Raw genomic sequence first — 15,407 nt, 5'->3', positions numbered from 1 at the left:
TTCAATTGCATCGAGTCACAATTCAATTGCATCGAGTCACAATTCAATTGCATCGGGTGACAATTCAATTGCATCGGGTGACAATTCAATTGCATCGATCCCCTTTAGCCCCCTTTACAAAAGCTTTCAAAGGCAGGTTTTTTACATTCAGTTTGAAAAAGCCGATTTCTTCAATCTTGCATCCGGGCAATTACACAGTGTATAACTTTAATCTCATTAACAATTCGCTCTAGTTCTATAGATAGAGGAGTTTGTTCTCGAACGGCTTGTAATGTAGGAGTAGTTAAACTGTTCGGATTTGTGGCAATCTCTGATAATCGGACAGTATGTAATTGTTGAATTTGGCCGTGAATTGTTTCGAGATAGTTATCCAATGCTGGTAACTTTTGGGGTGGCTGCTTTTGTTGCAGCGCATCTGCTAAGTTTTCCAAAACTTGAATAATCGTATCCGTCAGGCGGTTGAGTTCAGTAAATTGGTACTCTCCGCTAAATTCCCGCATATGTTCTGCCAGAGTTGTCACTGAACTGAAAAAGCTCCGAATGTATACCATCAAGGTTATTACAGGTTCGATTTCTCCCTGGACGTGACGAGGTTCGCTGAACAATCTTTGAGCGGCAGCGGTAGCGTTAGCGTTTTCTAATGCCGCTTGATGACGTAGCATATTAATAGAATCATTAAATGCGCCGCGTTCTGGATGGAGATAGTTAGCTATTACCTGCTGAAAGTAAGCGAGATTTGCTCGAATTGTCTTTTCTAGTTGTACCGGAAGTTGCTGTCGTTCCCAACGAGGGAAAAGCAAATAGCTGCCAAGCAGTGCTAAGACACCGCCAACTAAGCTATCAACGATACGCAATATTCCAATTTTCCAGTCACCTGCACTAATCAGATTGAGTAATAAGATGATGGCGGGAGTTAGCAGTATAGTGAATATGCTGTAGCTTAACGATCGCACCGACATTGCAGTAAACACCAGCAGCAAAAAACAAAGTGCGTAGGCGTAACCCGTCGCAGACATCGCCAACTGATTCTTAACTAATAAAATTACACCTATACCAATAATTCCGCCCAAAATAGTACCGATGACTCTTTGCACCGTTGTCTCGGAGGTTCCACCAAAGTTGGGCTTCAGTGCAACTAAAGCTGTTAGCGTTATCCAATAACCTCTAGGCAGCTGCAATACTGAGGCAAGCAATTCAGCAACCGTTGTTACCAATGCTAAACGCAACGCGTGACGAAACAAAACTGAATCAAAAGTGAAGTTATTTCGCAGCGTATCAATAATTGTAGAATTCTCTGACTGAGTTGGAGGAGAAATATTTCGCTGAGAAATGGGGCGCTGTTTCCCCTGTTTGAAATCTGCAATAATCTCTGCGTCAGTATGAATTTGCTGTGCTAGGTTTGCCAAACTGGCTGTAATCTTTTTCAGGTTGAGTAGTTCGGCATATTCATCTGTTTGAAGATTTATGGTTTGATTGAGGAGTTGAGCGCGAATAACTTGCCATTGGTGTTCTAGTGCTTCAATTGTCCGGTCTAAATCTCCCAACTGAACTAAGTTTTTTTCTTTGACAATTCCTTGTGATAACATTTGCACAGCAATTACCAACTGTTCGATCGCTTGCTCAATTTCTCTTTGCAGCTGAGAATATAATTGGTCTGTGGATGCGATCGCTAACAATTCACTCAATGCAACAACAGAATTAAGGATTTGATTTACATCCTCAATTAACACCAGTAAATAATTTCCCCGCAGATTAGCTCCTTTTTGCCTAGTCCACATAGCTGTCCAGACACTACGGGCAAATGTCAAATCTTGAATGACGATATCCTGAGCTTGCAAAAATTGTTGCGTCCACTCTTGCAAATCCTGTGGATTTAATGCCCTCTCCCTTGCCAAATCTACAAATTTGCTCAACGAGTCATAACACTTAGCAACTACTTGCTTTACAGGTGCATCAGGACGCACCACCCACAGCAGTGATGATAAAACAGTTGTCCAGATTCCGCCAGCCAAACAGAGCGCACATTGTTGGATAAGAGTAGATAAATTAGAGAATGAAGCAAATTTAGCAAGGGCAATGACAAACATAATTGAAGTGACTAAGCCCACAGATGCAGCCACGTTGCCGTAGAGACTTGCTAAGCCTGCAATAAATATTACCAAGAATGTTGCCGGGATAGCTAACCACAGATGACTGCTAACCAGACTCGCAATGAAGAATACCACAGTTATGCTAATGGTTGCCGCGCTCATTGCGATCGCTTTTTGGCGGTAAGTGCCCTCAACATTTACCATACCAACAAACCAAGCTGCCATAGTGGCAATCGCACTTGTAGCAGCATGACCAGTAATAATTCCAACTCCAATGGGTACGCATAGTATCAAAAGGCTACGTAATCCAGAAAAAATGTCGGGTTTACCTGGCTTGAGTTGAAATTGCTGTAACAACCAACCCAGAGGGCGTTTATCTGTAAATGACATTATTTAGGCTAGGGACTATAACAAAGCGATCGTCTCTTACAGCATTTTACCTAGATTTAACTACGTGGAGAATAAATGTAATATCAAAGATGACTGTTGACTGCGAACAGTGAGATATTTTTTTATTATCAAAAATATTTAAAATATTTAGAAAAATTAACTACAAATTCATACTCTATAATTATCTTCTATACATTTATCTAAAGGTTGATTTTTTAAATATAAATATCTTGCCGTCCTTCTTAACTCCTCATTAATATTGAGATTTAGTTTTTTCTCTCTTGTAATTGTTAAAATGTAATTAAGCTCATGCACTAAGACAAATTTATGGTTGGAAGTAAAAAATTTGATGATACATTAGCTGCCATTGAGTTAAATGCAGCCCGAAAATTAAACTGGGATTATAATGAGTTCAAAGACTATTTTAGTTTTACAGTAAACAAGGAAGCTATTGAGATAGTCCTCAAAAATCAAATCGACGAATCTCAGTTAAAAAGTTTAAAGGAAGCTTTGTTAGATTATGGTTTTCAGTACAAAAAAACCGTAGATGATTTGCTTTTAGTTTTTGAGCAAGATGTTCAATTAAGACAAAGCAATATTATAGATTGTTAGGAATACTGCACTAGCGAGTAATTAGCAATCATGAATGATGTACACCAGGACAAATGAAAATTTTTTGTCATTTGTTATTAGTTGTTTTTGGACTTGCTTTTTTAAGCCATCTTCAATAGCATCTGGTATAGCAATCATAACTCACAATGTGTCATTGTGACATTATCCACTTTACTCTTTGCACAGAGGGAGGCTGGGTGGGTGAGGTCTGTCGAATTCACGTTAAGTAACAATTAATAAAGAAAAAAAAGAGAGGGCTTCTGTTATTAAAACACCGCCCTCTCAAATTGTGATCCTCTACGTCTTTGAACTCTTATCTGCTAAATTGCAGCCAATTCAGATTTTTGTGAAACTTGGAATTCCTGAGCTTGAACTACTTGAGCCGCACAAGTTTTACCAGCTTCAAAGCAAGCTTCTAAAGATGCTCCTTTCATGTAATCACCTGTGAGGAAAAGCCCTGGTAGTTGCGAAAGTTGAGTTTGGAGATTATTAGCAAATTGATTGTAATTGCTAGTATAAGCACACAACCCAACTGGATGATATTTCGCAACATATTTGATGCGATCCGATCCACTAATAGGAACGTGTTCATTTAGAGCTGATTCTGCTAAACGAATCAATTCTTCAGGAGTAGCTCCATCCTTCATATAGCGGCGACCTGTGCGACCACTAAACGTGTATCGAATTACGTTGCGCTCATTAATACCATAAGCACCCGCATTGCTAATAGGATATGTGTCATTAAAGACTAAAGCGCGTACTTTCTTGGAGAAAATATCGCGGGCGTATTCTGCTACAACCACAGTTACAGGATAGTAGTTAACAGTGTCTAAAATTTGAGATAGCTGTGAGTTTTGAGATGCGACGATTTTAGAAGAAATTGTTGCTGGAGTTGCTAATATGACACCTGCATACTCTCTTTCTTGCACGCCAGAAGAATCCCGTAAACGTAGACCCGCAACACGTCCATTGCGTACAATTAAAGACTCTACACGGCTGTTTAATCTCAAAGGCCCAGTTTTAGCAAATTGCTCCAATACAGGTTGCATTCCATGAATCAACTGGTCGTAAGTGTCAAGAACCATGCGGAGATTACTACCCAAATTACCAACATAAGCTTCATCTGTTTCTGCTCCATTCATCCGAACAGTCATAGGTCGCATCACAACCTGACAGAATTTAGAACTGAAGTATTCACTCAGAGGTTGATCTCCTATACGTCTACAAAGGTCATTGAAGTAAGGGCCACCCAAAAGACCATTTTGTATGTTTCGTATCACAGCTCCACAAACATTCCAAAACCGCCAAATATCTCTAGGAGTACCTTGGCTCATAAATTCCAAGGTAGCTTGAACGCGGCGATTATTATCTAAAGTCAATAATTTATTGTTCTGAACTTGAGAAGAATTCAGCCCGAAAAATTCATAGGGATTGTTACCCATTGCTGCTGTAAACTCTCTAAAAAGACGGTAACTTCTACCAATATTTTTTCCTCCCAATTGTACAGGCCGGTCTCCTAAGAGGAATGGGCGAATACGTCCACCAATAGCATCATCTTGCTCAATTAATTCAACATTGAAACCACGTTGTCGTAGATAGTAAGTTACAGCAATACCAGTAGCACCACTACCAACAACTGCATATGTATTCAAATTCATGATCCACCTCTGATTGTGTTTATGAGATATAAAAGTTCTAAATGGCTTGAGAAATATTTGTCTTTTGGTTGTCAAAAGTCTTTCGTCATCACAAATCTTCTAAAACAGTAATAGTTACTTTGTGATAAGCTTGGTCTCGAAATGGCAAAACTTCCAAGTAACGTGGATCTGTTAGCCATCCTCGTACATGGTCAACAGAAGGAAATTTTAAAACTCGGATAGATTCTTCTTCAAAAGAACCTAGCAATCGTTCTTTGGCCTGCATACGTAAAACTACTTCTGCTCCATATTCATCACGAATTGCTACAGCCCGTTTTTTATAATTCTCAGCGGCTTCTGACGCATGAGGATTAGGTATTAATGTGACCAATACATGAACCATTAATCTTCCTCTACCATTTATTTTAGTAAAATGTATTTGCAATTATTAGACTTCTTGCAAAAGTCTAGATTAGACAAGTTGTCGGTCAAAAATTTGTTCTAATTGGAGCAATGTTTCCTGCAAAGATGTAACATTCTCTACATTCAAAGTTACAGCAGAAGGAACAATTTTTTTGATTAACTTTGATAAAACTTTTCCTGGCCCCATTTCAACAAAAACTTCAATCCCATTTTCGTAAATATAACGTATTGAAGACTCCCAAAGAACAGCAGCAGTTATTTGTTGCTCTAATAACTGGCTCCATTCATAACCGTTAATTACTGGCTTTGCTGTCACATTTGAAATCACAGGTATACCAGCATCATTGAATTGTAAATTACTAATTATATGAGAAAGATTTTGTGCAGCCTCTTGCATTAAAGGAGAATGAAATGCTCCAGAAACAGGTAAAGGAACAGCTTTCACATTATTTTCAAAAGCAAAAACAAGAGCTTCTTCTATAGAATCCATATCACCAGATATCACAATTTGTTCTGGTGAGTTCAAGTTAGCAGGAACTAATACACCACCTGGTTGGACATTCTCTTTGCATAATTTTTCTGCTTGCTCGAATGTAACTCCTTTGAGGGCTACCATACCACCCTCCTGAGTTTTTGACATTAAAGCTCCCCTAACTTGGAGCAAACTCATAGCATCTGCAAAAGATAATACTCCAGCAGCCACTAATGCAGAATATTCGCCAGCACTATGTCCACAAATAAATTTTGGTTTTTTGGAAAAATGCTCTTGAAAGACAGTGTATAGTGCTATATTTGTCGCTAGTAAGCAGGGTTGTGTGATGGAAGTTTCCATCAAGTTTTCTTCATCACCAAAAAAACATAGATTGCGAATATCTAACTTGCTAACTTCTTCGGCAGACTCAAAAATTTTTTCTGCTGATATGAACTCCTTAAAAATCTCTAAACCCATTCCCACATATTGAGAACCTTGTCCTGGAAAAACTAAGGCATAATCAGCTGTTCTTAATTTTTTCATGGTTAAAACAACACCTACATTTGCAAATTTTATATTTTAAATTTTGGATTGTAGATTAAAAATTTAAATTCTACAAGTATCTGTTTGCATGGAATATCGGATAGCATCCACTGATTTTGTACTTACTCTTTGAGAAAAAGCTATTTCGGAATAATTTAAAATTCTTTATTTAAGCCCCTACTTAAAGAGTGGTAATGTGCAACAGGCAAGTATTGTGTAAATCTAAAATCTCAAATCCAAAATTGTTTGATTGTCAGGAATTAAATTTATGCTACTTATTATTTAATCCTGATTCCAGTAATTGATAAGCATTTTCTACAGTTTTTATTTTTCCGGCTTGAGTTGTGGATATCTTCACATGAAATTTTTGACGTATTAGCATCACAATTTTGACAATATCTACAGAAGATATCCCTACATCATCTACCCAATAAGCATCAGGACAAAGTTTATTTGGGTCTATGTTTAATCTTTGGGCAACAGCATTACAAAAATCATCAAAAGAAACTGCTTGTACTTGAGTGGGTTTTTCATTGATAGCAACCATATTTTTCTCCTTTTATGTTTAGAGGTCGTAGTTCAGATATTATGCAATTTAAATTGCATAATTATTGGTTATATTTGTCCTTTGTCGGTTATCTATTGTAAATAACTGATGACAAATAGAGCTAATTTATTTATTAAACCAATCAATTGTTAGCTCAAACAATTCTTGCTGATGGAATGGAAAAGAATGATGCGCTCCCTCTATTATCTGTAATTTGGGTGGATTTTTAGAAGTTATTTGCACTTGCTCTACTAATTGCTTAACTTCTTGTAAAGGAACTGTTGCATCTTCAGTTCCATGAATAATTAATAAAGGCTGATTGACTTGTTCAATCTCTTTGAACATATCAAGCTCAGGAGATTGTGTGAGAATTGCCGGCCCACATTTCATCAGTTCTCCGTGGTAGATAAATTCGGCTTCATCGCCGTCTTCTAAAACAGAAAATGAATCTTCACCTATCAAGCGCATAACAGTACCTGCTAAATCAGTAAACGGTGCCCAGGCGACAGTTTTATATATCCTTGAATGTCTCGCACTTTCTCGGATAACAGTTACCGCACCTAAGCAATGTCCAACTAATCCAATGGCATTTGGGTCAATACTATCTATGGTGGCAACTAGATCAATTGCAGCTTCTAAATCTTCTAATTCTCTGTCTAAAGTCAGGTCTACTAAATCACCATCACTATCACCTGAACCTGCAAAATCAAATCGGAATATTGAGAAATTCTGTTTGATTGCATGGCGAGCAAATTCTACAAAACGGCGACTTCCACCAATTTTAGTACCTGCAAAACCGTGACAAACAATTAAACAAGGTCTAGGCTCATTTCCTTGTCCATGATGTAAAACACCTACAAGGTTTTGTCCCCGCTTATTTTGGAAAACAAATGCTTCCATCTTTGACATATTGTAACACCTTTTTTAGTATTTAAATCTTCAATTTTTTAAACATATTGCAATGGCGATCGCCATCGCAAAATCTTTGTCATGGCTAATGCTGACATCCAAGTGACTAGCTGAAATTTGTTGCCAAAATTGGAGAGCAGTATCATGTAAAAAAACAATTGGTTTTCCAGAAACATTATGTAAAATTTCTATATCAACCAGTTCAATTTGACTAATACCCGCTTCCAAAACCTTAAGAATTGCTTCTTTACAAGCGAATTTTCCTGCTAATCTTTGAAGTCGATGATTTTCATTGCCAAGAGCTAAAGCATCTTTCCACTCTCGCTCTGTCAGCCAGACTCCTATCGGTGCATCCACTAAATCTTTGATATCTTCGATCGAAATAATATCTATTCCGGTCTTGACTTGAATTGCTGACTGAACAGAAGACACACAAATTTTGTCTTCTATAAACATTTTCTCTTTGTAATATCTAAACGATTCTCTAGCAAACAAAGGATTTATCCCAGCGAATTAAACTGGCCCCACAAGTTAGCCCTGCTCCAAACCCAACCATCATCACATAATCGCCTGCGACAATTTTTCCTTCTTGAACAGCATCAAATAAAGCAAGTGGAATTGAAGCCGCAGAGGTATTTCCATATTTGTGAAGATTGCACATGAAACGCTCAATTGGAATTCCCAAATACACGGCTACTTCTTCAATAATATGAATGTTAGCCTGATGGGGAATAATCAATTCAACATCTTCAATGGAAATCTGAGCTTTATTACAAGTATCGGTGATGGCATCGCATACGATAGGCACTACGGCTTGAAATAGTTCTGGGCCATTCATTTTCAGAAAATGTTGTCTGTTTTCCAAAGTTTGAACTGAAGTCGGCTGTTTAGTTCCGCCACCAGGCATATACAATAGATCCTGACCTGAACCATCAGTACGCAGTACAGAAGCTAGAAAACAATTTTCTTCCCCTGACTCCAGTAAAGCTGCTCCAGCGCCATCTCCAAACAACACACATGTAGAACGATCTTGCCAATCTATACATCTGGAAAGAACTTCTGCACCTATAACCAAGGCATTACGAACTGCACCAGCTTTGATGAAAGAAGCTGCTGTTTCCAGACCATAGACAAATCCGGAACAGGCCGCAGATATATCAAAAGCAAAGGCATTAAAAGCGCCTATATTATCTTGTACCTTACAAGCAACTGATGGGAATGGCATATCAGGCATCATAGTTGCCACTAAAATCATTTCGACTTCTAGTAATTCGATACCGTGTTTATCCAAAACTTGTTTGGCAGCTGCTGTTGCCAAACTAGATGTGCTTTCCTCACTAGAAGCGATTCGCCGCTCAATTATCCCAGTTCTTCTACGAATCCACTCATCAGATGTATCGACAATTTTAGCTAGATCGTGGTTTGTCATCACCTGAGTTGGTAGATAAATTCCCAAAGCAGATAACTTTACAGGTATCAATTTGACCTCCCCCTTGACAATCGGATGTTAGGTTTACCATCTACTAGAGTTAGTAAAAGACAGCACTTACCGCTACTTTCAGAGTCCCAGCAATAAATTGGAATTCCGGAGTGCTGTGAAAAGTCTGCTGTTACCTTTTGTAAATCGTCAAAGGTAACGTTTTTAACTTTAACTATTTTGGTTCTTAAAACAGCTTCTGCAAGGATGAATACTGAGCCAATTTCACTTAAATCTCTGCTTTTAAGTGAAATATTATTGCCGGACTTGAGTTCATCCAATTCTCCATCAGAAATTTCTAAACCAAGAATTTTAACTGCTTTTTGAATATCGCAACTTTCTAAATTCGGCTTTGATTCCAGCATAGAGCTATTCATAATTTTTGTAAAGTGGGGTAACAATTTTAATTAAAGCTATGATTTGGTAATCAGTGTCATGCAACGCAACTATGATAGCTACGTTCTCACTGAAATCTTAATTGACTCGAACTTTCTTCAAGTTTTGTGAGGAGTTGTGGTACTAAGTACCACAACTATTCTCATCAAAAACATAAGTTGCCTACGTCATAAAAAAGCTTGCCTGGTCTAAGTTTTAACTTTAAATCTCAGCCTTTTAGCCTCTTTAACTGACGTTAAACAAAAGAAAACTGGCTAGTATTATTGAGATTGAAAGTTGTAGCTACTTGTCCTTCAATGACACCAATAAGTTCAGGAATAATGTTGGAACCGCCAGTAAATAAGATAGATGTTCCACTTGGAACATTACCAAAAGATTGAACCAATAAATAATTTGATGCTGGCCCTTTGAGTTCGATGCGATCGCTACCTAATTGGAAGTCTGTGATCAGAGCGTAATCTGTATTTCCAGCAGATGATGTATTGCCGTCATTGTAGTAAACAGCATTCTTATCACCCAGAACGAAAGTATCTCTTCCTTTACCACCTGTGAGAACGTCAATCTCACCCTTGCCAAAGCCAGAAGTGGTATTGGCACCAATTAGTCTGTCTGCTCCTGCACCAGCATCTAAAGAATCGTTTCCAGCGCCACCATTTAATAAGTCTGTGCCATCATTTCCAAAAAGTATGTCGTTACCGACATCGCCAAACAGCCGATCATCTCCTCTACCGCCAACTACGGTATCGTTACCGAGTTGACCATTGAGTATATCGTTACCACCTTCACCAGTAAAAAAGTCATCTCCAGCACCAGCAAAAACACTATCATTACCGTCACCTGCATCAACCAGATCAACGCCATCACCACCATAGATAATGTCATTGTCACCCTCAGCAAAGACTACGTTGACTTCACCTGCAAGATAGATAATGTCGTTACCAGCACCACCAATGATCGTATCGTTGCCAGTACCAGATATGATGATATCGTTGCCAGGCCCACCTCCAAGAAGGTCGTTACCCGCACCACCATCTATAAAATCATTACCTTCTTGCCCAGGAACCAAATCGTTGCCATCACCTGCATAAATAGTATCGTCGCCTTCTCTAGAGGGAATAATGTCGTCCCCACTACCTGCATAAATCAAGTCGTTGCCGCTTCCAGTAGAGATGATGTCATTACCTCCAAGGGCATTAACAGTGATATCATCCTCTGAGGCGATCTGAATGATAAAGTCATCACCTTCAGTTCCGGTAATAAATAAGCTTGCCATTTTTGCTTTTTCCTTTTGTAGATTGTTGTTCGAGAGATCCGGATTTACGCATTCACATTAGAGTCAATGCCCACATATCCAGGAAGATGTGTAATATCAAGTCCAGTTGGATACTTCTCATTAAGACTGACGCCGGGAGGCTGAGAGATTTTAATCACAAGTGATTAGCCGGAAATGATATGAGTTTTGGAAAAAAAACAGACGACGATTAGCCTAACTATTTGACGCAGATATATCTGGTAGTGTTTGTGCAGTTAAGCGAACGTCGTCAAAATTAACTACCAACCCAGGCCCTTCTATGAGATTGATCAATCGGATGCCTAAATTCTGACCTAAATAGGGGTTTGATTCGGTAGCAGTGAATTTTACCGTGGAGGTTTCAAAGGTTTTATCTTCAATGAATACGCTATTATTGTCAGATGCGATAACTGTATCGCCTGCTAGCAATTCCACACGATATCCAGGGAAACCACTCAAGTCAATTCCGATATAGATACCTCCGATATTACCTACTTCTACCTGTAGGGTATATTCGGTATTGGCTGTTAAAACAGTATCGAGTTCTTGGAATAGACCTAAAACACCACCACTTCCAGGGGGTTGAACTACATAAAGATCGGCAACGTTTTCACCTTCTGGTGCTTCATTAATGAAGTATTCGGTGTTGGGATCTAATACATCATAATTGGAAGTCTCGATTCCGTTGGGATTTTCAGGTATGTAGCCATTGGGATCGTAGACTACCCAACCAGGTACGTCTGCAATATTAAAGCTTCCATCTTCCAATTCTGGCTCTTCAAAGCCAGCATTTTCAATGAATATGCTTGTGGATGAGTCATTTACAAAAGAGAACTGACTGGTATTATTCAGATTGAAATTAGCTAGTGGTTGTCCTTCAATGACACCAATCAGTTCAGTAAGAATATTTGAACTGTCAAAATAGTATATAGCTGTTCCACTTGGGAGATCCCCAAAAGATGCAACCAATGAGTAATTTGATGCTGAACCTTTAAGTTGGATACTATCAACTCCAGATTCAAAATCTTTGATAACGGCGTAATCTTCAAATCCAAAAGATCCTGGCTTACCATCACTGTAGTAAACAGTGTTTTTGTCACCCAGAACAAAAGTATCTGCGCTAAGACCCCCTGTGAGAACGTCAATATCGCCCTGTCCAAAGCTAGAATTAGCATCGTTATTGACGCCAATTAGTGTATCGCTGCCACTACCGCCTTGCAGTTCGTCGTTGCCATCACCGCCAATCAGAGTGTCATTGTCAGTACCACCCTTCAGCACGTCATTTCCTTGACCGCCATTGAGGACATCGTTCCCGGCATCACCATTCAAGGTATCTGTGCCATCATTGCCAAATACTACGTCATTACCTACATTTCCGGAAAGCTGGTCATCTCCGCTTCCGCCTTCTATTAAGTCATTACCAAGCCCACCATTAAGGCGATCGCTACCACCTTGACCTGTCAAATAGTCATCTCCACCACCACCAAAAGCAATGTCGTCACCGTCACCCGTATCAACGACATCTACACTATCACCACCAAAGATCTTGTCATCGCCAGCTTCAGCAAAAACTGTGTTTGATTCACCTGCAAGATAAATAATGTCGTCGCCAGAACCACCATTGATATTGTTGTTGCCAGTTCCAGATCTGATGATATCGTTGCCAAGACCACCGTCAATCAAGTCGTTTCCGGCTCCAGCATTTATAAAATCATTACCTTCTTGTCCGTCAATTACGTCATCACCGTCGCCTGCGTCGATAACGTCGTTTCCATCTCCAGAACTAACAACATCATTGCCAGTACCTGCATTAATAAAGTCATTCCCTAATCCAGTAGAGATTATGTCATCACCTGCCAGGGCAATAACAGTATTATTATCTTGTGATGCTATCAGCAGGATAGAATCATTTTCTTGAGTTCCGACATTGAATTTTCTTGCCATTTTTGCCTTTCTAGCTCTTATGAGTTGTGGTTGCAAATTATGAGAATAGACACATTGAAGCTACCAAAATAGGAAGCTTTTAATGCGTAAGCTTTGATAGAAACAGACAAGAATTACGCTACTCAAATTCCACTTAATGCAGATAAATTCAGTAGCCTTAGATCAATACCTATAGGTATTGTTTTACAAGAGCTAAGAATTGAACACTACTAACCCTACAGCACTACAAAATTTAGAACTGCTGTCATGGAATTGAGCTATTTTGCTGAAAAAAACTTAAATCAGGAAGAGTACTAGGCAATGCTAACCATGTAATTTTGGCTTAACTGTTGTTTAGCATTGTTTACTCTGGCGAAATTAATCTTTACGAAACTACAATAACATAACTAGAATGTCTGTTCAAGTAAGTTTGACCATTAGTAATCGCGCAGAAATAAGTTACTTATTTTGGAAGCTCGTTAGCTTTTAAAAAAGATGTCAGATTCGGGATTTATAGTCATATCAGTAGATTAAAATTAGGTTGGGATTGTCAAAAATGCTATTGACTGTTAAAGTAAGAACTATGGAAGGTTACATCAGATAAAATTGAATCAAGCTTCAGGAAAAGCGTTGCTGAATACTAGTAGAATGATTGAGGCTGAGGCAAAGACACAACAAACACAGAGATTATTGTTGTGTAAATTCCAAAATCATCCCGCAACTATGCAAGGCCGTAAATGTAGATAGCTATTCAAGTAGTGTCTTTTGTTCAAATCTTTGGTAAAGTTGCATGACTAGTTATGTATAAATTCAGAACAACTCATGCAACTATAACTAATTCCGATCTGTGTAGTTTCTATTCCTTGTCTATCTCAAAGAGTGTGCTACCCATTTTCAATGGAGAGCATAATTCCAAAGCATTTTGAGGTATAAATCGGTAGTTCCAGTCATTATGGAACTCAGGCTTTTGTAGAAAGACTGTTGACAATTTTTTGTCAGTGATATTCGTGCCTGTCTGAAACTTATTTTGCTCGTGTGGAGTTTTAATTATCAGTTCTTTATTGGTGGTAGGAGTACTAATTAGATTAATTATTACTTCTTTAATGGTTAACGGTCTACCTTTCCAGTTTTCTGTAATCAGACAAAACATCCGATGTTCTATGTTGTTCCATTTAGTTGTGCCAGGAGGAAAATGTGCAACCTCGATGATAAGTTTAAATGTGTTAGCAAGTCTCTGGAGTTGGGCTTTCCATAACCGCAAGTAATATTCATCGGCTTCACTACAGTCTGCTATAATCAACAGTTCTGTAGCATATTTGTACATTTTTTTCCCCATATCTTGCCACCAGCGATGAATTGATTCAACAGCGACCTCTGCGGTGTCCTGATTAATTCCCACACTGACCCATTCCTGGTTTGTAGTTAAGTTATAAGCTTCATATGGAACAAAATTTAACAGTTCATGTTCGGTAAAATAATCAGCTTTATCCTTGACGAATTCTTTTTGAGATTGCCATTCTTGGACATCGTTATTATACTTGCCGATCGCTTCTTTTTTCTTAATGTCAAGTGAGATGATAAGTTGACCACGGGCCTGAAAGTTTTGCACTTGGTCATGAATATGCTGAAATTGAAAATCCCGGTCTGACTGAGAGTCTCCTTCTTTGGTTTTACGGTTGTTTTGTAGCCTGTAACCCAGTTGACACAATAAAGAAGCAACTTTTCTCGGACTGATAACATGACCCTTCGTCCGCAATTTCTCAGCTATTTTAGTGGTGCTTTCAGAAGTCCAACGTAGAGGAGATTCTGAATATCCACAACTTAGTGGTTGAATTAATGCCTCCAGGTCTGGAATTAAGGTTTGGTCAATTTCTAGCAGACGTTTTCTACCCCCTCCTTTACATCTAATTTTCTCGGTAAATTGAGTGTTTTTAATCCGAGTATCTGGCTTAATTTCCAGTTCACGAATTCCGACCCGAATCGTTTTTGGTGAGAGACCTGTTGCTTGAGAAACTTGCGTAATCCCACCTCTGCCCAATGCAATAGCTTCTGCGGCAGCCCACAGACGTATCGATCTCTCGTTGAGATGCGGGTAAAGGGAATCAAATTTAGATTTGAGAAAGTCACTTGCTGACATACAGCAATCCTAAATATCCTAAACACCTAAAATTTATCAGACAATGTTTAAGATTTTATGCATATTTCTTCGCTAATAGGTTAAGACTTTTTTAATAATCTCTGTTTCAGAGATATTTTTAATTATTTAATGAGTATTATAAAAAGGATTAGTGAAAGGTTAAGAAGGGTTTATCCCCAGGGCGAACATATCTAAAATAGAGCATAATTCAGAATACAGTATTGGGAAGTCAAACAGGTTTGAGAAGCCGTTTCACATTTATATAGGAATCCGGTTTGATTACTGAAATTCTTTGCGTAGATAGGCAAGAGGGAAAAGGCAACAGGCAGAAGGATTCTAGAAGATTAAGTGTACCTGGCTTCTCAAAAATCAAATAGGAGTCCTATAGCAATTTGCAGTTGAATAGACTACTTTAGGGGCGCACAGCTAGCTGTGCGCCCCTACAATAAGTTAATTTTTAGGGTGTATTCCATTGAATTGAAAGCCGCTACAAGTAGGATAACTAGCAATACTTGTCGGTTAAGGGGAAAAGGGGAAGGGGAAAGGGGGAAAGAAAAAAC

The 15,407-nt window shown here is 38.6% G+C and carries 14 protein-coding genes; 2 read left to right on the top strand and 12 right to left on the bottom strand.

Features of this window, described 5'->3' with window-relative positions; all coding sequences use genetic code 11:
* Positions 1 to 4: 4 nt before the first annotated feature.
* Positions 5 to 205, top strand: coding sequence for a left-handed beta-roll domain-containing protein (locus tag ACM0OY_RS36595; RefSeq protein WP_414573623.1), 201 nt, complete (start codon positions 5 to 7; stop codon positions 203 to 205).
* On the opposite strand, the gene ACM0OY_RS36590 is transcribed toward ACM0OY_RS36595, so the two are convergent.
* Complete coding sequence (locus tag ACM0OY_RS36590; protein ID WP_414573622.1) at positions 171 to 2,480, bottom strand: FUSC family protein; 2,310 nt, start codon at positions 2,478 to 2,480, stop codon at positions 171 to 173. The genes ACM0OY_RS36595 and ACM0OY_RS36590 overlap by 35 nt on opposite strands.
* 327 nt (positions 2,481 to 2,807) lie before the next feature.
* Here ACM0OY_RS36590 and ACM0OY_RS36585 point away from each other — a divergent pair, with 327 nt between their 5' ends.
* On the top strand, positions 2,808 to 3,092 hold the full coding sequence (locus tag ACM0OY_RS36585; protein WP_414573621.1) for a hypothetical protein: 285 nt from the start codon (positions 2,808 to 2,810) through the stop codon (positions 3,090 to 3,092).
* A gap of 320 nt (positions 3,093 to 3,412) precedes the next feature.
* Here ACM0OY_RS36585 and ACM0OY_RS36580 read toward each other — a convergent pair whose 3' ends face one another.
* The 11 genes from ACM0OY_RS36580 to ACM0OY_RS36530 form a co-directional block, all read right to left on the bottom strand.
* Positions 3,413 to 4,750: an FAD-dependent oxidoreductase gene (locus tag ACM0OY_RS36580; RefSeq protein ID WP_414573620.1), complete on the bottom strand. Its 1,338-nt coding sequence runs from the start codon at positions 4,748 to 4,750 to the stop codon at positions 3,413 to 3,415.
* A gap of 88 nt (positions 4,751 to 4,838) precedes the next feature.
* Complete coding sequence (locus tag ACM0OY_RS36575) at positions 4,839 to 5,132, bottom strand: DUF1330 domain-containing protein (RefSeq protein ID WP_414573619.1); 294 nt, start codon at positions 5,130 to 5,132, stop codon at positions 4,839 to 4,841.
* 69 nt (positions 5,133 to 5,201) lie between these two features.
* A complete protein-coding gene (gene fabD, locus ACM0OY_RS36570) occupies positions 5,202 to 6,167 on the bottom strand; it encodes an ACP S-malonyltransferase (protein ID WP_414573618.1) in 966 nt (321 codons plus the stop codon).
* A 271-nt stretch (positions 6,168 to 6,438) separates the two neighbouring features.
* Positions 6,439 to 6,714: a phosphopantetheine-binding protein gene (locus tag ACM0OY_RS36565; RefSeq protein ID WP_414573617.1), complete on the bottom strand. Its 276-nt coding sequence runs from the start codon at positions 6,712 to 6,714 to the stop codon at positions 6,439 to 6,441.
* A 126-nt stretch (positions 6,715 to 6,840) separates the two neighbouring features.
* On the bottom strand, positions 6,841 to 7,623 hold the full coding sequence (locus ACM0OY_RS36560; protein ID WP_414573616.1) for an alpha/beta hydrolase: 783 nt from the start codon (positions 7,621 to 7,623) through the stop codon (positions 6,841 to 6,843).
* A gap of 30 nt (positions 7,624 to 7,653) precedes the next feature.
* Positions 7,654 to 8,055, bottom strand: a complete 402-nt coding sequence (locus ACM0OY_RS36555; RefSeq protein ID WP_414573615.1) for a holo-ACP synthase — start codon at positions 8,053 to 8,055, stop codon at positions 7,654 to 7,656.
* Positions 8,056 to 8,107: 52 nt separating this feature from the next.
* Positions 8,108 to 9,103 (bottom strand): beta-ketoacyl-ACP synthase III, encoded by a 996-nt coding sequence (locus ACM0OY_RS36550; RefSeq protein WP_414573614.1) that lies wholly within the window; start codon positions 9,101 to 9,103, stop codon positions 8,108 to 8,110.
* The gene (locus ACM0OY_RS36545; protein WP_414573613.1) at positions 9,100 to 9,477 is read right to left on the bottom strand and encodes a hypothetical protein; all 378 of its coding nucleotides are present in this window, start codon (positions 9,475 to 9,477) and stop codon (positions 9,100 to 9,102) included. Before ACM0OY_RS36545 ends, ACM0OY_RS36550 begins: the two co-directional genes overlap by 4 nt.
* 254 nt (positions 9,478 to 9,731) lie before the next feature.
* On the bottom strand, positions 9,732 to 10,769 hold the full coding sequence (locus tag ACM0OY_RS36540; RefSeq protein WP_414573612.1) for a calcium-binding protein: 1,038 nt from the start codon (positions 10,767 to 10,769) through the stop codon (positions 9,732 to 9,734).
* A gap of 213 nt (positions 10,770 to 10,982) precedes the next feature.
* Positions 10,983 to 12,731: a calcium-binding protein gene (locus ACM0OY_RS36535; protein WP_414573611.1), complete on the bottom strand. Its 1,749-nt coding sequence runs from the start codon at positions 12,729 to 12,731 to the stop codon at positions 10,983 to 10,985.
* Positions 12,732 to 13,566: 835 nt separating this feature from the next.
* Entirely contained in the window at positions 13,567 to 14,847 is a 1,281-nt protein-coding gene (locus ACM0OY_RS36530; protein WP_414573610.1) for an ISAzo13 family transposase, read from the bottom strand.
* Positions 14,848 to 15,407 lie beyond the last annotated feature (560 nt).

Origin of the sequence: Nostoc sp. CCY 9925, assembly GCF_963920935.1 — a bacterium.
GTDB lineage: Bacteria > Cyanobacteriota > Cyanobacteriia > Cyanobacteriales > Nostocaceae > Nostoc.
This window is presented reverse-complemented; position numbering and strand designations above follow the sequence as displayed.

Coding starts and splice junctions, on each gene's coding strand:
- ACM0OY_RS36535 (WP_414573611.1), bottom strand. CDS start 12,731: ATGGCAAGAAAATTCAATGTCGGAACTCAAGAAAATGATTCTATCCTG.
- ACM0OY_RS36545 (WP_414573613.1), bottom strand. CDS start 9,477: ATGAATAGCTCTATGCTGGAATCAAAGCCGAATTTAGAAAGTTGCGAT.
- fabD (WP_414573618.1), bottom strand. CDS start 6,167: ATGAAAAAATTAAGAACAGCTGATTATGCCTTAGTTTTTCCAGGACAA.
- ACM0OY_RS36585 (WP_414573621.1), top strand. CDS start 2,808: ATGGTTGGAAGTAAAAAATTTGATGATACATTAGCTGCCATTGAGTTA.
- ACM0OY_RS36540 (WP_414573612.1), bottom strand. CDS start 10,769: ATGGCAAGCTTATTTATTACCGGAACTGAAGGTGATGACTTTATCATT.
- ACM0OY_RS36575 (WP_414573619.1), bottom strand. CDS start 5,132: ATGGTTCATGTATTGGTCACATTAATACCTAATCCTCATGCGTCAGAA.
- ACM0OY_RS36580 (WP_414573620.1), bottom strand. CDS start 4,750: ATGAATTTGAATACATATGCAGTTGTTGGTAGTGGTGCTACTGGTATT.
- ACM0OY_RS36565 (WP_414573617.1), bottom strand. CDS start 6,714: ATGGTTGCTATCAATGAAAAACCCACTCAAGTACAAGCAGTTTCTTTT.
- ACM0OY_RS36590 (WP_414573622.1), bottom strand. CDS start 2,480: ATGTCATTTACAGATAAACGCCCTCTGGGTTGGTTGTTACAGCAATTT.
- ACM0OY_RS36560 (WP_414573616.1), bottom strand. CDS start 7,623: ATGTCAAAGATGGAAGCATTTGTTTTCCAAAATAAGCGGGGACAAAAC.
- ACM0OY_RS36530 (WP_414573610.1), bottom strand. CDS start 14,847: ATGTCAGCAAGTGACTTTCTCAAATCTAAATTTGATTCCCTTTACCCG.